This is a genomic window from Paenibacillus sp. Soil522 (genome assembly GCF_001428245.1).
GTDB lineage: Bacteria > Bacillota > Bacilli > Paenibacillales > Paenibacillaceae > Pristimantibacillus.
In genome coordinates, this window is record NZ_LMRV01000002.1 from 82827 (window position 1) to 102845 (window position 20019).

At 50.0% G+C, this 20019-nt stretch carries 19 protein-coding genes; 13 read left to right on the forward strand and 6 right to left on the reverse strand.

From position 1 onward, the window contains the following. The first annotated feature begins 100 nt into the window (after positions 1–100). A complete protein-coding gene (locus ASG81_RS02215; RefSeq protein ID WP_056628540.1) occupies positions 101–559 on the forward strand; it encodes a hypothetical protein in 459 nt (152 codons plus the stop codon). Positions 560–638: 79 nt separating this feature from the next. On the opposite strand, the gene ASG81_RS02220 is transcribed toward ASG81_RS02215, so the two are convergent. After that, the gene (locus ASG81_RS02220) at positions 639–2873 is read right to left on the reverse strand and encodes a GDYXXLXY domain-containing protein (RefSeq protein ID WP_056628543.1); all 2235 of its coding nucleotides are present in this window, start codon (positions 2871–2873) and stop codon (positions 639–641) included. 219 nt (positions 2874–3092) lie between these two features. Here ASG81_RS02220 and ASG81_RS02225 point away from each other — a divergent pair, with 219 nt between their 5' ends. From ASG81_RS02225 to ASG81_RS02250, 6 genes are all read left to right on the forward strand, one after another. Then, positions 3093–4541 (forward strand): DEAD/DEAH box helicase, encoded by a 1449-nt coding sequence (locus tag ASG81_RS02225; RefSeq protein WP_056628546.1) that lies wholly within the window; start codon positions 3093–3095, stop codon positions 4539–4541. Positions 4542–4732: 191 nt separating this feature from the next. Further along, entirely contained in the window at positions 4733–5374 is a 642-nt protein-coding gene (locus tag ASG81_RS02230) for a class I SAM-dependent methyltransferase (RefSeq protein ID WP_056628548.1), read from the forward strand. Further along, entirely contained in the window at positions 5367–5708 is a 342-nt protein-coding gene (locus ASG81_RS02235; protein ID WP_056628552.1) for a zinc ribbon domain-containing protein YjdM, read from the forward strand. Before ASG81_RS02230 ends, ASG81_RS02235 begins: the two co-directional genes overlap by 8 nt. 23 nt (positions 5709–5731) lie before the next feature. After that, positions 5732–6574 (forward strand): sugar phosphate isomerase/epimerase family protein, encoded by an 843-nt coding sequence (locus tag ASG81_RS02240; RefSeq protein ID WP_056628554.1) that lies wholly within the window; start codon positions 5732–5734, stop codon positions 6572–6574. A 365-nt stretch (positions 6575–6939) separates the two neighbouring features. Then, the gene (locus tag ASG81_RS02245; protein WP_056628859.1) at positions 6940–8640 is read left to right on the forward strand and encodes an ABC transporter ATP-binding protein; all 1701 of its coding nucleotides are present in this window, start codon (positions 6940–6942) and stop codon (positions 8638–8640) included. 215 nt (positions 8641–8855) lie between these two features. Further along, a complete protein-coding gene (locus ASG81_RS02250; protein ID WP_442952799.1) occupies positions 8856–9785 on the forward strand; it encodes an MBL fold metallo-hydrolase in 930 nt (309 codons plus the stop codon). Positions 9786–9846: 61 nt separating this feature from the next. On the opposite strand, the gene ASG81_RS02255 is transcribed toward ASG81_RS02250, so the two are convergent. Next, entirely contained in the window at positions 9847–10842 is a 996-nt protein-coding gene (locus tag ASG81_RS02255; protein ID WP_056628560.1) for a DUF1835 domain-containing protein, read from the reverse strand. A gap of 365 nt (positions 10843–11207) precedes the next feature. On the opposite strand from ASG81_RS02255, the gene ASG81_RS02260 reads away from it, so the two are divergent. From ASG81_RS02260 to ASG81_RS02280, 5 genes are all read left to right on the forward strand, one after another. Further along, entirely contained in the window at positions 11208–11654 is a 447-nt protein-coding gene (locus tag ASG81_RS02260) for a MarR family winged helix-turn-helix transcriptional regulator (protein ID WP_056628564.1), read from the forward strand. A gap of 161 nt (positions 11655–11815) precedes the next feature. Then, positions 11816–12217 (forward strand): DoxX family protein, encoded by a 402-nt coding sequence (locus ASG81_RS02265; protein WP_056628567.1) that lies wholly within the window; start codon positions 11816–11818, stop codon positions 12215–12217. A 61-nt stretch (positions 12218–12278) separates the two neighbouring features. After that, positions 12279–13226: a ring-cleaving dioxygenase gene (locus ASG81_RS02270; RefSeq protein WP_056628570.1), complete on the forward strand. Its 948-nt coding sequence runs from the start codon at positions 12279–12281 to the stop codon at positions 13224–13226. Beyond that, positions 13226–13837 (forward strand): alpha/beta hydrolase, encoded by a 612-nt coding sequence (locus ASG81_RS02275; RefSeq protein ID WP_056628573.1) that lies wholly within the window; start codon positions 13226–13228, stop codon positions 13835–13837. The genes ASG81_RS02270 and ASG81_RS02275 overlap by 1 nt, the downstream gene beginning before the upstream one ends. Before the next feature lie 37 nt (positions 13838–13874). Next, positions 13875–14489, forward strand: coding sequence for a flavin reductase family protein (locus ASG81_RS02280; RefSeq protein WP_056628576.1), 615 nt, complete (start codon positions 13875–13877; stop codon positions 14487–14489). A 130-nt stretch (positions 14490–14619) separates the two neighbouring features. Here ASG81_RS02280 and phnE (ASG81_RS02285) read toward each other — a convergent pair whose 3' ends face one another. From phnE (ASG81_RS02285) to ASG81_RS02300, 4 genes are all read right to left on the reverse strand, one after another. Next, positions 14620–15423: a phosphonate ABC transporter, permease protein PhnE gene (gene phnE, locus ASG81_RS02285; RefSeq protein WP_056628579.1), complete on the reverse strand. Its 804-nt coding sequence runs from the start codon at positions 15421–15423 to the stop codon at positions 14620–14622. Then, on the reverse strand, positions 15420–16211 hold the full coding sequence (phnE, locus tag ASG81_RS02290) for a phosphonate ABC transporter, permease protein PhnE (protein WP_056628582.1): 792 nt from the start codon (positions 16209–16211) through the stop codon (positions 15420–15422). Before phnE (ASG81_RS02290) ends, phnE (ASG81_RS02285) begins: the two co-directional genes overlap by 4 nt. Next, positions 16208–16981: a phosphonate ABC transporter ATP-binding protein gene (gene phnC, locus ASG81_RS02295; protein WP_056628585.1), complete on the reverse strand. Its 774-nt coding sequence runs from the start codon at positions 16979–16981 to the stop codon at positions 16208–16210. The genes phnE (ASG81_RS02290) and phnC overlap by 4 nt, the downstream gene beginning before the upstream one ends. A 131-nt stretch (positions 16982–17112) precedes the next feature. Beyond that, a complete protein-coding gene (locus tag ASG81_RS02300; RefSeq protein ID WP_056628587.1) occupies positions 17113–18087 on the reverse strand; it encodes a phosphate/phosphite/phosphonate ABC transporter substrate-binding protein in 975 nt (324 codons plus the stop codon). A 552-nt stretch (positions 18088–18639) separates the two neighbouring features. On the opposite strand from ASG81_RS02300, the gene ASG81_RS02310 reads away from it, so the two are divergent. Continuing rightward, a complete protein-coding gene (locus ASG81_RS02310) occupies positions 18640–19962 on the forward strand; it encodes an ABC transporter substrate-binding protein (protein ID WP_056628593.1) in 1323 nt (440 codons plus the stop codon). Positions 19963–20019 lie beyond the last annotated feature (57 nt).

Consider the following 20019-nt stretch of genomic DNA (forward strand, 5'->3'; position numbering starts at 1 on the left):
CCATTAACTTTTTCTAATAAAGCCTAAATTGAAACCCGTTATCCGAACCTTTATTATGATAGTGACATGGTAGAGACCAATCGGAAGGGAGTGCAAAAATATGACAACTGAACTAACGCCTAGCAGCATACGCAACTTTACGGTTTCCACAGAGATTTTTTATAACCCGAACTTGGATATCTATTCGCAAATGATTTATATCGTGCTTAGCTCAAGCACTGCAGATTCCACATCACTCACGATAGACGAGATTGCCAAGAAAGGCCGCATGTCAACCAAGCATGCGATTAAAGCGATGCAAGCACTAGTTAACGAACAGCTAATCCCACATAAATTGTTCCGCAAAATGATCGGAGAGTTCCAGGATGACCGCTTATCATGGGCGGCGAAGGGGCTGCTCACCTATTGCAAGGAGCATCGAGATATTACGCTGTCCGAGCTGCTGATGCTCTCTGATCAGTCTGGTGAAGACGAGCAAAGCATTCGCAGGGCATTGAGAGAGCTGGAGCGAAACGGTTACTTGGAGGAGTTTCCAGAGCTTATCAAGCTGGCGAATTAATGAAAATAGCAGGACGTATGCAGCATGGTTTGCTGCATACGTCCTGCTATTTTTTTTCTCATGTGAGGAATAGCCGGCGCTACTCCTTGCTTAATTTCTCAAGCAGCGCATCGCCTGTCGCACCCACCTTCACATAGGCAAAGCGGGCGTTTTGTTCGGTTTCGGTACCAGTGCCCTCGGGAACAAAGTACGTTTCAATGCCGTAGTAGATGCTTTGCCAGCCGCTTGATGAACCATTAATGATGATTTCTTTGTCCGTTAGCGCTTCTCCGCTTTTATATAAACGGTCAAATACATAAACTCCGTTATCGCCCTGGCGAAGCACGATCTTGATCCGGCTGAGGCTGCGGCGCGACTCTAATTCCTTGGCTACGCTAGCTGGCGGCGTCGAAATGCTGTAATTGATTCTTACATAATCGCCCTGCAGCAGAGATCTGGGATCAAGCGGCTCAATCGCCAGCTTAACCTCAGTGCCTTTTGAGAGCAAGGCCTCGCTTGCTGCGGCATGGTAGCCGACATACACGAGCTGCAGAAAAATGACGATGACGATCAGGACAGGGCTTTTATGCAGCAATCGGCTGTACGCATCCGTGTCTTCGGGTACTCCGGCACGCGTCCGGAAAGCGAAAATATAAGTAACCGCAATCGCGATAACGCCGAGCAGAGCGAGCGTAATCGACTTGTGCAGCAGCGTCCAGAACAAGTCGTAATATTTGAACGCCAGAAATACGAACCAGAAAACGAGGCTCAAAGAAGCCTCCAGCACTTGATTGCGGCGAACAAACAGGAAGGCTAAGACGGTCACGGCAATAAAGTTCACAAAATTGAACAGCTCGTACGAATACGGGAAAATATCATCCATGAAGGTAAGCCAGAAGAGAAAGAGCAGTGTATAGAACAAACCGCATTCCCGCACATGCTGCCTGATCGCGCCTTCGTGAAGCAGGTGGTGGCTTGCATAAATGACTGCATTCAGCATCGTTAAAATAAATACGATGAAGGAAGGGGCAAGCTGAACCGATTCGAACAGCTGGAACAGAACAATCGCGATATTGAGATTGATCAGCGAATAAATAAAGAGATGCTGTACTCGTCCATGGAAGCTAAACCAGCCCGCAACAGACACAGCTAAGAAGAGCAAGGATAAGCTTGCCATTTCTATCCATCCGATTGCGATCATTCCGGCTGCGTATCCGATCGTAAGCACCGTATAACGAATAACGGCATTTATACGGCGCAGCAATAGAACGGGAATAATGAACAGCAGGGAGATGACAAACAGCGTGTACTGAGGCTCTATCGCATCGGATGCCATGAACACCAAGCCTACCAATGAGATGCTGCCAATCAGGACGCCAATAACGGTCACGATAGTGGAGACGATTTTGCCTACAAGGGCGCTCTTAAGGGCTTCTGCTTGCGCCTCGGGGGCTTGCTCTCCAGCATCTGCGGCTGGTTGGCCGAGCTTGTACAGGCAGCGGAAGAAAAAGACGTTGCCCGTCAGCAATAAAGCGACAAAGACGAGTCCGAAAATAAAAAATGAGGTGGAAGCATGCTCGGACATCAGCTCTAAAAATTTGAAAACGGCGAAGGCGGATGCGGCAAGCGCGTTAAGCGTAAGCATGATTTTATCCAGACGCACTCGGGTAAAATAATAGAAGCCAAACGCAATGGCAGCCGCGCAGGGAATGTTCATCCACGCGCCATACAGCTCGTACTGGGTGGAATTCGTTAAGACGAGCAGGGAAATATGGAAAATAATAAAGCTAACGAGCTTCAGCGGAGCTGACTTGAGAAGCTTCGCTTCAATCAGGGCGAACAGGATGAGATTGATTAGGGCGATCAAGCAGCCGATCAGCAAAATTTCACTGTCGCTGTGAACGATATAGAGGGAGGACGGGAAAAAATACTGCCACATGGTCAGATGAACGAGCGCATAAGCCAGTAAGTAGAACGGATTAAAGCGGGTAATAAAAGCAAGCAGCAGCGCCGGAATCGACCATACGAGGAACAGCTCATAGGTATCGGCATGCGAATTATAGATTTGGTTCAGCAGGGCAACGGCCGCGCCGAACGAAATGCAGCCCCCGACCAGAAAGATCGCGGACAGAAAGGAGTGATGGCCAAGCATGAATTTCATTTTCGAGAAAATAAAAGCTGCGCCATAGAACAGAACCATAATGCCTGCGGAGGCGAGAATTTTGTCGGCGCGGCCGAGGCCGCCCCAATTGGCAGCGAAGAAGTAGATGATGGAAGCGAGCAGCAGGGATACGCCCATTAGGAAGCCGACACGCGTAACGTTTAACCGTAGCATTGCACTCACATGCCTTTCTTGTTGGTATGTCTTAAATTATAGTGACCTATTCCAAAGCCAACTAGTACTCACTTTTTGTAGTACCGCATTTCTTCGACAAATGCAGTAATGTGACTTAACCTGCTAAGCAGGCGAGGTTTATGCATGCAAAGATTAGTTAATATGCTATTCTTAAGGATACGATTAAAAGAACGAATAACTTGCAGAAGAGGTAAATTGATGAGTGAAATAAAGTTTGCGGATTTTTCTTTAAGTACGGAAATCGTTCGGGCATTGGAAAGCCTGGCGTACGAAACGCCAACCGAGGTTCAACGCGAGGTTATTCCCGTGGCGCTTCAGCAGAAGGATCTTGTCGTCAAATCACAAACCGGCAGCGGCAAGACGGCAGCCTACGGCATTCCGTTATGCGAGCTGGTCGATTGGAATGAAAATAAGCCGCAGGTACTCGTTTTAACGCCAACAAGGGAGCTCGCGCTTCAAGTAAACGAGGACATCACCAATATTGGACGGTTCAAGCGGATTAAAGCGATGGCGGTATATGGCAAAGCGCCATTCCATATCCAGAAGGCTGAGCTAAAACAGAGAACGCATATGGTTGTAGGGACGCCCGGACGAGTGCACGATCATATAGAACGGGGAACGCTCGCTGTGGAGCGAATAAAATATTTGGTGATCGATGAAGCGGATGAAATGCTGAATATGGGCTTTATCGAGCAGGTGCAGGCCATTATCCAGCAGCTTCCGAGGGACAGAGTGACGATGCTTTTCTCCGCTACGTTCCCTGAGGATGTAGCTAAGCTGGCGCGTCAGTATATGAACGACCCCGTTCATGTTGAGATTAAAGCTGCGGGGTTAACGACAGCAACGATCAAGCACTCGGTTATTGAAGTAAAGGAAGCGGACAAGTTTGCTCTGCTTCAAGATGTTATGATTGTTGAAAGCCCCGATAGCTGCATTATATTTTGCCGGACGCAGGAGAACGTGGATCAGGTGTTCCGCCAGATGGCTGAGCTTGAATATCCATGCGACCGCATTCACGGCGGGATGGAGCAGGCTGAGCGGTTTGAGGTGATGAACGCGTTCCGCAGAGGGCAGTTCCGCTATTTGATTGCGACGGATGTAGCGGCAAGAGGCATCGATATTACGAATATTACGCATGTCATCAACTTCGATATTCCGCTCGATAAGGAAAGCTACGTCCATCGCACGGGCAGAACGGGACGAGCAGGCCTTGCAGGAAAAGCGATCACGTTCGCAGCGCCAAAGGACAGCAGACGGTTATCCGAAATTGAGGAGTACATCGGCTTCAGCATTCATAAAGCGTCAGCTCCCTCGGAAGAAGCGGTTGATCTTCGCCGGGAGGATTTTGAGCAAAAAATCAATGTCGGTCCCGTACTTAAAAAAGATAAGCGTGAGCAGTTGAATAAGCAGATCATGAAGCTTAATTTTAACGGCGGCAAGAAGAAGAAGCTGAGAGCGGTAGATTTTGTCGGTACGATCGCCAAAATAGAAGGTGTATCCGCGGATGATATCGGCATCATTACCATATTGGATAACGTTACCGATGTGGAAATTTTGAACGGAAAAGGACCGCTCGTGCTGGAGATTATGAAAAATACGACGATTAAGGGCAAGCAGCTTAAAGTCCGCAGAGGGCAGAAAGCTTAAGCCGGCTACTATTCGGCCAAGAAAATTAGTTATCCCCATGTGGATATCTTTTTTCGCCGCAAAGCTCAAAAACGATGCCAAAGTATCGATTATTAGGGGTCATTTATACACATATTCCAGCCGGGGTGTGGATATGGCTGTGTAATAAATATTTACGCAGCTTGAATTCTTCGCGGAAAGGGGCCGATTTGATGGTAAATGAACTGAGGGAGCAGTTTGGCGACATCGATATTTATTTATTTGACCAGCTGCTGAAAGGACGGATCACACAGGCGATGCGCATCCTTGATGCAGGCTGCGGTTCGGGGCGAAATATAACCTATTTGCTTCGCAGCGGCTATGAGGTGTATGCGGTCGACCGCTCGGAGGCTGCCATTCAGGAGGTGCGGAAGCTTGCTTCTGCCATTGCGCCAGTCTGGTCGACCGCCCAGGCGCGCATAGAAGCTGTCGAGCAAATGAGCTTTGCGGATGAAAGCTTTGATTTTATCATCAGCAGCGCGGTGCTGCATTTCGCGGAACATGAGGAGCATTTTGACCAAATGGTTCACGAGCTTTGGCGCGTATTGAAGCCCGGCGGGCGGCTATTCGCACGTTTGGCATCTTCCACTGGAATGGAATCCAGCATACAGCCGCTTGGAGATGAGCGATATCTGCTTCCTGATGGAAGCAGACGTTTTCTCGTGAATGACGAGCGTCTTTTGAGTATGACTGCGCAGCTAAAGGGCCAGTTATTCGAGCCGCTCAAAACCGTCATCGTAGCGGGTAAGCGCTGCATGACAACCTGGTGTATCCAAAAGTCCAATAACGAATGGGAGGACATAAAAAATGTCTAATTTGCCAAATTGCCCGGAATGTCATTCAGAATATACTTATGAAGATGGAAATCTTTTTGTCTGCCCGGAGTGCGCTCATGAATGGAATTTAGAATCAGATTCCGGAAATGATGAGGATAAAAGGATTATTAAAGATGCAAACGGAAATGTTTTAAACGATGGTGATTCCGTAACGGTAATCAAGGACCTGAAAGTAAAAGGAAGTTCATTAGTCATAAAAATAGGCACAAAAGTAAAAAACATACGATTGATTGATGGCGATCATGATATTGATTGCAAAATTGACAGCTTCGGAGCTATGAAGTTAAAATCTGAATTTGTTAAAAAGATTTAGGATGCGAAAGGACGGCGATATTCATGAAATTAGGGATACACGCAATGGCTTGGTGCAGAAATTGGGATAACTCGGCCTTGTATACGATTGACCGGGTCAAAGCCATGGGACTTGATTTTATCGAAATCCCTCTTATGAATCTGGATGGCTTCAACGTGAAAGCCACAAGGGATAAGCTGCGGGCGGCCGGTTTGGAAGCCGTCACTTCCACCTTAATTATAAGTCCGGAACATGATATTACCAACTTCGATCCAAAGGTCCGTGCTGCTGGAACCGACTACTTGAAGCAGTGCGTCCAGTATACGAGTGAGATTGGGGCGAATTTCTTCTCAGGAGTGATTTATGGACTTCATCTTAAATCCCATCCTGCTAGGCCTTCGGAAGAGTTGATTCAAATGGTAGCGGTACAATTAAAGGAAGTGGCACGGTATGCCGGCGAGCTGGGTGTCACTATTGGGATTGAACCGATTAACCGTCATGAGACTTTCATGGTCAATACATGCAAGCAGGCTCTTGCATTGAAGCATATGATTGGCGAACCAAACGTTAAGATTCATCTGGACACTTATCATATGAACATTGAAGAAAAAAGCTTGTCAGGTGCTGTAAGAGATGCAGGAAAAGATTTGGGCCATATTCACCTGAATGAAAATGATTGGGGAATCCCTGGTACGGGGCATCTGGATTGGGACGGCGTGTTTCGCGCATTAAGAGAGATCGATTATAAGGGGTATGCATCCTTGGAGTGTGTGATTGATTTTGAAGGAGGCGGGGTATGGAGACAATTGGCTCCTGACAGCGCTACATTCGTAGAAGAGGGCATCCGTTTCTTAGCGGAGAAGAGAGAAAACTACTGGGGCAGATGAATGATTGATAATGCTGCAAAAGAGGGCGAATGGGTCTACTCATCAGAATTGAAAAACCACAATGAATTCAAGTTAGAATCGGACTGTCGAGCGTGGCTTCGGCAGTCTATTTTTTTGGGCCGAAAGCAAACATGGTCGAAATATCCAGTGTTAAAGTGGAGACAGCTTCTTTCTTTAATGAGCCGCGCTTCGTTTATCTGCGTATAGCATCTAGAGAAGTATCTTTCCCTTAAATGTATCATCGTTTAAATTCCGTTTAAACAGGTAAGGTAAAGCAGGAAACGTGGTGGAGAGAATAGAGAGGCAGGAGTGAAGATCGGGTGAAGGATAAAAAGAGTAAGGTGAAGCGGTTTATAGCACTTATTATGGAGACGAATCCTCCGAAGGCGCTGCTTTCCGTGGCGGTTATTCTGAGCGTCATTACGACGCTGGTTGGACTTACGATCCCGTTATTTACGAAAAATATGGTTAACGGATTTTCGCTTGGCTCATTAAGCACGGCTCAGATCGCTTTGATGGCGGCAGCTTTTATAGCCCAGGTCGTGTCAGGAGGCATCTCCGTTTACTTGCTGCACTACAGCGGCAATAAAATCGTATCGTCCATTCGCGAGCGGTTGTGGAGCAAGCTGCTGCGCCTGCCGGTTCCGTATTATGACAACAAATCGTCCGGCGATACGATTAGCCGTCTGACGAACGACACGGCGCTGCTGAAGGGTCTCATTACCGAGCATGTGACCGGTTTTTTCACAGGTATTTTATCCATTATCGGCGCATTGTCGATTTTGTTCTATATGAACTGGCAAATGACGATTATCATGCTTACCGTATTCCCGGTTGCCGCTTTAATCATGGTGCCGATCGGCCGCAAAATGTACAGCATCTCCAAGTCGACGCAGGAGGAGAACGCCCGTTTTACCTCTGTCATCAACCGCGTTGTATCTGAAATTCGTTTGGTGAAGGCGTCAGGCTCCGAGCCCGTCGAATTTGAACAGGGACGTGCCGGCATTCAAAATTTGTTTGGCTTCGGCTTGAAGGAAGCCCGCATGCAGGCGCTTATATCACCGATCGTATCGTTTATTATTTTATTGCTGCTCGTTTGCCTGATCGGCTTTGGCGGCGTGCAGGTATCTTCAGGCGCCATGACAGCGGGCGAATTAGTTGCATTCATCATGTATTTGTTCCAAATCATGCTGCCCATTACGCAAATTTCGCAGTTCTTTACGCAATTTCAGAAGGCAATGGGAGCGACAGAAAGCATTATTGGCATTTTGGAAGCCGAAGAGGAAGACCAGGATTCCGGCAATGCGGTTACCGAAATGAATCAGACGCTTAAGGTGGAGCATGTGTCTTTCGCTTATAAGCCGGAGGAGCCGATCCTGAGAGATGTGAGCCTAACGATCGAAGCGGGAAAAGTAACGGCGCTTGTCGGCCCGAGCGGCAGCGGCAAAACGACGCTGTTCTCGCTGCTGGAGCGGTTCTATGACCCGACCTCCGGCGCAATCCGGCTTGGAGGGACGGATATCCGGGATGCTTCGCTGCGTTCATGGCGGAGTCAGATCGGCTACGTTTCTCAGGAAAGCCCGATTATAGCGGGAACGATAAAAGATAATTTGTGCTACGGCCTGGACCGCAAAGTCACGCAGCAGGAAATCGAGCAGGCTGCACGAATGGCTTATGCAGATGGTTTTATCGAGGCTTTGCCGGACGGCTATGCAACGGAGGTTGGAGAACGCGGCATTAAGCTCTCCGGCGGTCAGCGGCAGCGGATTGCCATTGCGAGGGCGCTGCTGCGGGACCCGCATATTCTGATGCTCGATGAAGCGACGTCCAACCTGGACAGCAAGTCGGAGGAGGTTGTGCAGGACGCGCTGAAAAACTTGATGGTTGGACGGACAACGGTCGTGATCGCGCATCGGTTATCGACGGTCGTTGATGCCGATTCGATCGTATTTTTGGAGAAGGGCGTCATTACAGGCGTCGGAACGCATGAGCAGCTGTATGCCAGTCATGCGATGTATCGTGAATTCGCGATCGGCCAGTTTCGCATGAACATAACGGCTTCGTAAGCGGAGCGTTTTTTTATATTTGAAAGCTACAAGGGAAGAGGTTGGAGGGAATGCTCATATTCATTAGCGTCATAGCTGCACTTGTTATCGCCATGTATTTGGTGCTGCAATATTATCCTGCCTTTGGAGCGAGCCCGACAAAAGAGAGACGGGAGCAGTTAAGCCGGTCGAGGCATTATGCCAAAAGCAAGTTTGTTAACCTGATACCTACGGTTATGGAAACAACGGCAGTAGAGAAGCTTAAGCTGCTCGTCCAGTTCATGAAAGGCAATCCGCAGGGGAGGCCGGGTAAGCCGGTGGTGATCGAGCCGCTGAGCAAGGTTTATTTTGGACAGGGGCAGCAGCCCAAGCTCACATGGTTTGGCCATTCCGCCGCATTGCTTCAGCTGGACGGGAAAACCTTGCTGCTCGATCCGATGTTCGGCAGGGCGCCATCTCCATTCCCGCTTATCGGCGGAAAACGGTTCAGCGACAAGCTTCCGTTCGAGATTGAGCAGCTGCCGGAGGTCGATGCCGTGCTCATTTCCCATGATCATTACGATCATCTGGATTACGGTTCGATCGTGAAGCTGAAGGACAAGGTGAAGCAGTTTTTCGTACCGCTGGGCGTTGCGCCTCATTTGGTGAAATGGGGAATAGATCCGGCAAAAATAGAGGAGCATGATTGGTGGGAGGAGTTTTCCTATCAGGGGCTTCAGCTGGCTTGCACGCCTGCGAGACATTTTTCCGGAAGAAGCCTTACGGACCGCGATGCTACGCTATGGTGCTCCTGGGTCATACACGGGCGCGCGGCAAAAATCTTTTTTAGCGGCGACAGCGGTTATGGCCCTCATTTTAAAGAAATCGGCGACAAATACGGTCCGTTTGATCTTACTTTAATGGAGTGCGGTCAATACGATGAGCGCTGGGCCGCAATTCATATGATGCCTGAAGAAACGGTACAAGCCCATTTGGACGTACGGGGGAAGGTTATGATTCCGATTCACTGGGGCGCATTTACGCTGGCGCTGCATGATTGGACGGACCCAGTGGAGCGCGCCGTGAAGGCCGCCAAGGAACGAAACGCGATGATTTCCACTCCAAAAATAGGCGAGACCGTCTTCATTCGAGCAGCCGCATATCCGGCCTCATTATGGTGGCGGTAGGCAATAGGCGTTACGGGAACAGCCTTTCGGAGGCAATCGGCAGGCTGTTCTTGTATGCTGCTTAGGCGCGGACGATCGCTGAGCGGCTGGCATCCCAGCGCCACAGCGGGCTGCTGCTCTCGAGCCACACGCCGCCATACCATACATCGATGCCGCTCATCGTTGTCCAATCGGCATGATTGCCCGCAACCTTTTCCCCAAGCTCTGTTAGACTTACTTTTGCATGCAAGAAAGCTTCGGGAGGTTCATTCAATCCTGGAATCCTAACGTTGCCTTCAAGCGAAATGAGCGGATGCGGACCTTCCGAGAGACGCCGCAAACATAACCAATACTGGATATCGCCCATGCCCAGCCCATATAGGCGGTCGCCCGTCCGCTGAAAGAGCTGCAAGGGAGTATCGACGCCGCTCAAGAGCAGCTCGATCGTTGTTTGCTCTATAATGCCAAGGCCGTTCTGAACGGATGGAAATCGCTTCAAATGGAGCCGGAATGCTGCATGCAGGAAAGGAAGCGCAGAGGTATCCTCTTGAAGAAGCTCAGCGATCGCTTCGGGAGTTTTGGACGTAAATGCTTCCCATGCTTTTTTGCCTAAAAGGAGCTGTTCGGCAGTTATTACTTGCCATGTGCCGACCAGGCCAAACAGCTGCTCTTCAGAAAGCTGGCCTAGGCCGTGAAAGATCGGAATGCCTGGATATTGATTGATGCTTAACAGATGCAGCTTGGTGCCGCCCCGTGCTTGTTCTGAAAAATAATACAGCAAGCAGCTAAGCATCGTTTGGTCGTACAGATCATGCTCGAACCAAAGCACGATATCGTTATATTGCCGAAAGCCCGACAGCTGTTTTTCCTGCGCCTCCGAGGAAGCGCGCCATTCCTGCCGCGGTATGCCTAGTGCCTGCTCCAAATATTGTCCTCTTACTGCCCGGTTTGCAGGCAACTCCGGCTGTGTAAATACGGGGCCCTCCGTATAAATTTCTCTCCAAACGAGTACGTCCCCTGGAGTACCGTTCTTCTTCAGCTTTGTTCCAACCGAATCTCCGTTTACAATGTGCAGCATCGTCACGCGTCCCTCCTTTATAGGATGATTTTGGCGGAAAGCGCGCTCTTTTGCAACCAAATATACTGCCGCTCTAGTCGACGGAAGTATCATGGCAAATGTATAAGCAGCAAGGAGGGTAAATAGTTGTTATAGAAGAGAGCTATAATAAAGTAATGAATCGAAGCAATCGGCGAGTGAGTAAGTGTGAAAGGTGGCTGTTAGCACATAGGCTCCCGGTTGGAGCCGGAATTGCAGTTTTGCAGCATCGTTCATTGATACAAAATCATTTATGAAAAAGTGTTGACAGCTGCTTCAAAATATATTATCTTTAATTCAAGATAATTAATTTAAAGATAAATCCAGCGCAGAAGGGAGTGATAATCATGACAAACCGTAAATCAAATGATTCATTAGATCTCTTCATCGCGCTGTCTAGAGCGAGCCAATGGGTGAACGCCCACGCGGATCGCGATATTCGTAAAAATGGCTTGAACCGTACGGAATTTGGGGTACTTGAGCTGTTGTACCATAGAGGACCGCAGCCCTTGCAGCAAATTGGCGAGAAGGTGCTTATGAGCAGCGGCAACATTACGTATGTAGTCGATAAGCTGGAGAAGAAGCAAGCCGTCCGCCGCAGAGCTTCGACAGAGGATCGACGTCTCATCTACGCCGAGCTGACTGATCAAGGCAAGCAGTTCGTGGAGCAAGTGTTTCCCGCCCATCAGGAAACAATAGAGCAAGCGGTGAGCGGTCTATCGACTGAAGAAAAGCAGCTGGCAAGCAAGCTGCTCAAGAAGCTGGGAAAGTTTGCGCAGGAGCACTACAAGTAGCCGGGCTGCATCTGATGAGAAGCAGCTGCATATCTTTTACCGCGAAACGGGCTTTAGGAGCCAATTGGATGGCATCGGCCGTTTACGCTCGCCTAATATCTTAAATTAAAGATTCTTTAAAATATAATAAAAAACTAAAAACAAAAATGGAGGAATTTAAAATGAGTATGGCATTGGGATTGTTGATCGTTCGTCTGGTTGTAGGTTTGTTGTTCGTAGGGCATGGCGCACAGAAGCTGTTCGGCTGGTTTGGCGGATATGGACCAAAAGGAACGGGCGGCTGGTTGGAATCGATCGGCGTTAAGCCCGGAGTAGCAATGGCCATCGTTGCCGGGCTGATGGAGCTTGTTGGAGGGGTATTATTTGCAGCAGGGCTGCTTACTCCGCTTGCCGCAGCATTGATCGTGATGACGATGCTGGTCGCTATCGTTAAGGTGCATGGACAGAACGGATTGTGGGTGACTGCAAACGGTTATGAATATAATCTCGTCCTCGCAGCCATTGCTATAGGTATCGCTTTAACAGGTGCTGGTCCATTTTCGCTTGATGCGCTGATCCGTTAATCTATGATTTTGTTAGTTACATTACTTTTTGAACTAATATAAAATAGGGAGTGTAAACCATATGACAACGCAAACGGCTGGTATTCATCATATAACTGCTTTTGTTAGAAATGCGCAGATTACGGCAGATTTTTATGCAGGAGTGCTTGGCCTGCGCCTGATTAAGAAAACGATTAACTTTGATGCCCCTGAGGTGTACCATCTGTACTTCGGCAATGAAATCGGAAGTCCGGGTACGATCATAACGTTTTTCCCTTGGGAAAATTCGCGCAAAGGTAAAGTCGGCGGAGGGCAAGTCGGCTATACCACCTATGTTGTTCCCGCTGATGCGTTCGATTTCTGGAGAGAGCGGCTGGCTAAGTTAAATGTGACTTTCACGCAAACGTCGAGGTTTGGCGAGCAGTACCTGCAATTCGCAGATCCGGACGGCTTGCTGCTCGAAATCGCAGCACGTGAGCAGGGAGCGGAAAGCAAATGGGCGTTCGGCGGAATTCCGGCAAGTAAAGCGGTCAAAGGGTTCGGGGGCGCGATACTGTACAGCACGGCCCCCGCTCAAACCGCGGAGCTTCTCGTGAATGTGATGGGGCTGGAGAAGGTCGGACAAGAAGGCGCCTATGCCCGTTTTAAAGCGACAGGAGATTTGGGCAACCTGATTGACGTCAATGTAGACAGCATGGAGCCGGGTCATGGCGGCGCCGGCACCGTTCACCATATTGCATGGCGGGCGAAGGACGATGCGGAGCATGCGCTGTGGAGAAGCCATGTCGAGAGCAATGGCTTCCAGCCTACGCCGATCGTAGACAGACAATATTTTAAAGCGATCTACTTCCGTGAAGCAGGCGGCATATTGTTCGAGATTGCGACTGATCCGCCGGGCTTTGCACGCGATGAAGAGCCGGCACGTCTCGGCGAGAAGCTGATGCTTCCTGAATGGTATGAGGGCCATCGCACGCAAATCGAGCAATTATTATCACCATTTGAAATAAGGGTATTGGAGGAGGACAAATGATGAAGCATATTTTCAAACAAGGAACGGATCAAGCTGCGCCAGTACTGCTGCTCTTGCATGGAACGGGAGGCACCGAGCGGGATTTACTCCCGCTTGCCGACCGTATATCGCCAGCCTCATCCGTACTCAGCGTTAGAGGAAATGTGCTGGAGAATGGCATGCCGCGTTATTTCCGGCGGCTGGCCGAGGGCATATTCGACCTTGAGGATTTGGTGTTCCGTACGAAGGAGCTGAATGATTTTTTGGGTAGCGCCGCAACCGAGTACGGCTTCGACCGCGGCAATCTTATTGCAGTCGGCTATTCCAACGGAGCGAATATAGCTGGAAGCCTGCTTTTCCATTATCAAGGCACGCTGCGGGGCGCGATATTGCATCACCCGATGGTGCCGGTCCGCGGGTTAGAGCTGCCTGATCTTACAGATGTCCCTTGCTTCATCGGCGCAGGCTTGAACGATCCGCTTTGCACGCCGCAGGAAACCGAGGAGCTTGACCGTCTGCTGCAAGCGGCAGGCGCGCCCGTTACGGTTCATTGGGAGCGGTTTGGCCATCAGCTGACGAGCTCAGAGGCGGCTGCGGCAGCAGCTTGGTTTAACGAAACCTTCAACGTCTAATTGAAGCAAACATATCGTTGTGAAAGAGGTGCCCGCCATGCTATCCATTGATCCAGCCAGTCAAAGCGTACAGGACAATTATAAGCTGCTTATCGGCAGCATTGTGCCAAGGCCAATCGCCTTCGTTACGACGCAATCAAGCGAAGGGGTGCTGAACGCGGCGCCCTTCAGCTTCTTTAATATCGTGACTGCTAATCCGCCGATGGTTGCGGTATCGGTGCAGCGAAAGCCGGGCGGTATCCAGAAGGACACTGCCCGGAACGCCGCCGCCGCAGGCGAGTTTGTTGTCCATATCTCGGACGAGAGCTACATCGAAGCGATTAATGTGACGGCGGCCAATTTGCCGCCTGAGGAGAGCGAGGTGGAGCTGGCCGGGCTGACAGCTGTTGCGAGCGATATCGTAAGCGTGCCTGGCATAGCAGAAGCGAGAATTCGGATGGAATGCGTGCTGGAGCAAGCGCTCCCGCTTGGCGGATCGGAAGCGTCGCCGGCCTGCGACCTATTAATCGGGCGGGTTGTGCGCTATCACGTGGATGACGCGTTGTATGAGAACGGGCGCATTAACGCCGAGGCGTTGAAGCCGGTTAGCCGCCTAGCCGGCAGCGATTACGCGAAGCTGGGGGAGCAGTTTTCGATTGAACGGCCTATTTAATGAAGGCGGGGGAAATCGATGATTTTAGCGGGAGCTATCCTCCCTGGAGGAAGGCAATTCAAATATGCACATCCGAAACAGCCCGTACATGGTGACCGCTCACCGCTGCGGGCTGTTTATTTGGCATGGCCTAGACGAGACGCTTGCGAATCGCGCTGGAAATGATATCAATAACGGTAATCAGAATGACAATGCCGAGCAAAATAATGCCGACGCGATCCCAATTGCGGGTGCTTAGGGCGAAGATGAGAGGCGTGCCGATACCGCCAGCGCCAATGACGCCAAGTATGGCCGCGGAGCGCATATTGATCTCGAATCGGTACAGCGTATAGGATAGGAACCCGGGAAGTACCTGCGGAATGACGGCAAACCACAAGATTTGCAGCCGATTCGCTCCGGACGAGAGCAGCGCTTCAACCGGCCCTTTATCCATATTTTCGACTTCATCCGCGAACAGTTTGCCGAGCATGCCGACCGAATGCAAGCCAAGCGCCAGCACGCCGGCGAAAGAGCCTGGCCCTACGGCTTTAATGAACATTAGGGCCAGAACCATTTCCGGAACGGCCCGGATGAAGCTGAGCACCATTTTACCCGAGCCTGATACGGTCCAAGGTCCGCTCATATTGACCGCAGCCCAGAAGGCAAGCGGCAGACAGAGCAGCGTGGAAATGAAGGTGCCTAATATAGAGATAGCAAGCGTCTCCAGCAGTCCCCGCAGCAAATCCTCGCCTTCGGGCAAATAAACAAAATCCCAGTCGGGTGATAGAATGCCGGTTACGATCGCTTTCGTAATTTGAACGGCAGTTTCCTTTAAGCCTGTAAGCGGTATGCCTGAGAACGCCCAGCAATAGACGGCTGCAAGCGCAAGATAGATCAGCCAGCGGGAACGGTTGGGCTTAGGCTTCGGCACGATAACATTCCACGATTTGTTCATAGCAGCTTCTCCCGCAGCTTCGTGCTTGAATAATCAATCAGCAAGACGATGGCTAACGTGAAAATAATGATGACGCAGGTTTTGTCGTATTCCAGAAAACCTAGCGTAATTTCATAATAATGGCCAATTCCGCCTGCGCCTACGAGACCAAGCACGGCAGCCGCACGAACGTTAATTTCAAAGGTATACAGCGTGAAGGACATGAAATGTGCCTGTATTTGCGGTACGACAGCATAAACGATGCGCTGAATGCCGTTTGCGCCTGCCGAGGTCATAGCTTCGATTGGTCCCCGGTCTATCCCCTCCAAAGCCTCGTACGTGAGCTTAGCTATAAGGCCTAGAGAAAAGAGGGTCAGCGCCATGATCCCCGGCAGCGGACCGATGCCTGCTATGGCCACGAAGACTGCGGCGAGCAGCAGATCGGGGATGGTGCGTATCAGGTTGAGCAAGAAACGTACAGGGTGATGAAGCCACCAGCTGGCCGTTATATTGCCGGCGCACAGCAAGGCAACCGGAATCGACAAAATGGCGCCGATCGTCGTCCCGATGAGGGCCATACGAATCGTCTCCAGCATAGCGCCGGCAATATTGTCGAAATAGGTCCATTTTGGCGGGAACATTTCCTCAAGCAGGTCGAACATGTTCGGAAACCCTTCAATAAGCTCGCTAAGCGTAGCCTCGGTCTGAACGGAGCTCCCCCAGAGCAGCAAAATAATGACCGCAGCGCTCAGGTAATGCTTGAGCTTGCTTGGCGCTTTTGGACGACTGAGCTCTGTACGCATACTCATGCGTTTCGCTCTCCCGGAAGCTCGGCCTCTGAGATAGGGCGTCCGTAAATTTCGGCGAACCGCTCATCGGTTGCTTTCGCTACGGGCCCGTCAAACACGACTTGTCCGGCGAGTAAGCCAACGATGCGCGTAGCGTATTGCCTCGCTAAACGGACGTCGTGAAGGTTAACAATCGTCGTAATACCCAGCTCAAGATTGATTTTCTTCAAATCATCCATCACCTGCTTCGTCGTAAGCGGATCGAGTGAGGCGACGGGCTCGTCTGCCAAAATAATTTTTGCTTCCTGTGCCAGCACGCGGGCTATCGCTACACGCTGCTGCTGGCCGCCGGACAGCTCATCGGCGCGCGAATAAGCTTTCTCCACAATGTTAACGCGATTCAGCGCTTCGAATGCCAGGTTTATGTCCCGCTTGGGGAAACGTCCGGTTATCGTTCTTAACGTGGAGTGGTAGCCGGCGCGGCCTGCCAGCACGTTGCGCAGGACTGATGAGCGTTTGACGAGGTTGAAGCTCTGAAAAATCATGCCGATATTTCGGCGAATTAAGCGCAGCTGCTTCCCTTTGGCTCCGGTAATGGATTGTCCGTCGATAAGGATATCGCCCTCCGAAATATCGTGAAGCCGGTTAATGGAGCGCAGCAGCGTCGATTTTCCGGCGCCCGACAGTCCGATGATCGCGGTAAACTCCCCTTTGGCGAAAGCGAGATTGATTTGGTTCAGGCCTTTTGTCCCGTTAGGGTACCATTTCGATACATTCCGAAGTTCAATCACAGGATGATCATTCCTTTGTTTTTATCGTAGCAATAAAGGATAGCCAGTCCGGGCGCTGCGGGCGCTCGAACTGGCTTTTCGATACGGGCATGCGGAGCCTATTGCAGGGAATCGTTTAGAGCGTGGGAACCTTATTCGGTCTTTACCTTCTCGCCGTATTCGCGGACGATGTTGAAGATGCCGTCTTCGGATTTCACATAACCTTGGTGGGAGTAAATCTCAAAAATAATAGCACGGCTTGCTTCGTCGCTGCCTAGAGCAATAAAAGCATCTTGAATTTTGGTTACCCACTCCGCGTTCATGTCGGAACGGACGGAAATGGTATCATTAGGGATTTTTTCGGTATAGGCCAATACGCGAGTATCCTCGAATACGGTCGGATAGTCCTTCGAAACGATTGTACGGGCGTCTTGGAAAATGGCAGCCGCGTCCACATCGCCGTTCAATACGGCAATAACGCCTTGGTCATGGCCTTTTACGGTAACGGGTGCAACATCTTTGAGCGGGTCAAGTCCGGCTTCAATTAATTTACCGGCTGGCCATACGAAGCCTGCGGAGGAGGTCACATTTTGGTAGGCGATCTTTTTGCCCTTCAAATCCTCAATCGACTTGATGTCGGAATCTTTCTTTACGACAATCATCGATTTGTAGAAATCAACGAGCTGATCTGTCGGAGCGCCCGTGTCGTCCTGTACGCCAAAGCGCTGTGCTTGGAGAATAACCTCGGCAGCACCCTTGTCCTTCGCTAATACATATGCAGTTGGAGGAAGGAAGCCTACGTCTACTTTTTTGGAAGCCATCGCTTCGATAATCGTGTTGTAATCCGTCGAAATGCTTACTTCTACCGGAATGCCAAGCTTGTCGCTGAGCAGCTGCTCAAGCGGTTTCGCCTTTGCTTCAAGCGTATCTGCGTTCTGGGAAGGGACGAATTGTACTGTCAGCTTCTCCGGCACATATCCTTCGGCGGCTGGCTCGCTTGCTGCTGGCGCATTCTTCGCTGCATTGTTTGCCGCCGCGGATTCATTGTTTGTGCTGTTAGCGCCACAAGCACTGAGCAAGGACACGGACAAAAATAACGGTAAAATAAACTTAGCGATTTTTTTCAAACAATTATCCTCCAAAAATTCTAATTTATGGTACTTGCTTAACTATAAGGACGGTTCATTTTCTGTCGGTAAACCGGGCGATAAGCTTTTGTAAATAATGGGAATTGAATGTCTCTCACGGCCTCTATTACAGTGAAACGAATGAGCCTGCGTTCGGCAAGCCGTATATTCTGAAGACTCTGAATAATAGCATTAAATTAGTCATACTTGGTGTTACCGAGTATTACATTCCAAGCTGGGAGAACCATGCGAATATAAGAGGACTTGCTTTTCAAAACGCGCTTGAAGCAGTCAAAGCTTGGTTCGCTCGTAATCGGAAGGTCTTGCTTTAGATGTTATTTTGCAAAATCGGAATATACAGGTCCATTTCTGTATCATCGTTGTCCATAACCTGTGGATTCACATCGCGTTAATCGAATATTTTAGTTGAAATCTGTCTACCATATTTTAAAATATTAGAATTTATGAAGCGCTTTCAATGCGTTATGATGGACATGTTCCACCAGCCGGCCGGATTGCCGGTAATGATAAAGCTCACCCAGGAGGGGTCCTATGAAAAAATGGTTGATTACTGCTTTGGCGCTTATGCTCGCATTCGGCGTTTTGTCCGCATGCGGTTCCGCCAACAATGAGGGAACGGCGAACGAAGGTAGCGGCAGCAAGAACGAAGCAGGCGGCAAAGCGGAGGATGTCACGCTGAACGTCATGCATTTCATGATTGAGAAGCCAAAGGTTGAAGCATTCGAGAAAATGACCGAAGCCTATACGGCAAAGAATCCGAATATCAAATTCAATATCGAGATCGTCGCATCCGACAAATACAACGATGCGCTCAAAATGAAAATCGCTGGTGGCGACGTACCGGATATTATGTTCGGCCGTCCGAACACCATGATCGATTTTCTCGAATCAGGAGTCTTTATGGACATTACCGGCGAGAGCTTTGCAAAAAAGATCAATAAGGCATACCTCCCGAACGTCTCCTACAAGGACCGCGTCTACGGCTTGCCGCTCGACCTGATGACGAATGGCGTCATCTATAACAAGGATCTGTTCGCACAAGCTGGCGTTGAGGTGCCGACGACTTGGACCGAATTCGTCGCCGCTAGCGAGAAGCTGAAAAAGAGTGGAATTACTCCGATTGCGGGCGCGTTCCAGCAAGGCGTATCATTCATCAGTTACCTGTACCCGGATATATTCGGCAGTACATTAAAACGCAATCCCGGCTTCCCTGCCCAGCTGATCTCGGGCGAGAAGAAATGGTCGGACCTGCCGGATATTCGCGGCCTGCTGGATCGGGTATCGACCATGATGCCTTATCTGAATGAGGATTATCGGGATATCGACTATGAGAAATCGCTGCAATATTTTGCGACGGGCAAAGCGGCGATGACCGTAATCGGCAGCTTCGCCATCGGCACAATCCGTCAGTACAATCCGGAGGGTAATTTCGGCGTCTTTACCTTCCCGGCCTACGACAATCCGGAAGACAACGTCATGACCCATGGTACGGATAATACCTTCCTGCCTGCCGCGAACAGCAAGAACAAAGAGGAAATGCTTAAGTTCTTCGACTTTATGGCGTCGGATGAGGGTGAACAAATTTGGGCAGACGGCGTCCAGACGATCAGTGCGCTTAATCCGGATATAAAGCCGGCGACGCAAGATTCAATGGCTGCGGACTTCCAGAAGCTGTACCAGACCGGTAAAATCATCAACAACGGCGCAGAGCCTACCTTTTACGCGCAGTGGGATGAAATTACATGGCGCTTGTTCGGACAATACATGATGCAGAAAAACCCTTCCGACCTCAAGCCGGACGATGTGCTGAACAATCTCGACAAGGAATTCGAGAAAGCAAGGAAAATGGGCTAGCTCTATTGCCCCATAAGATTGATCACATACGGCTTTTCTTCCCGACTGCTGGGAGGA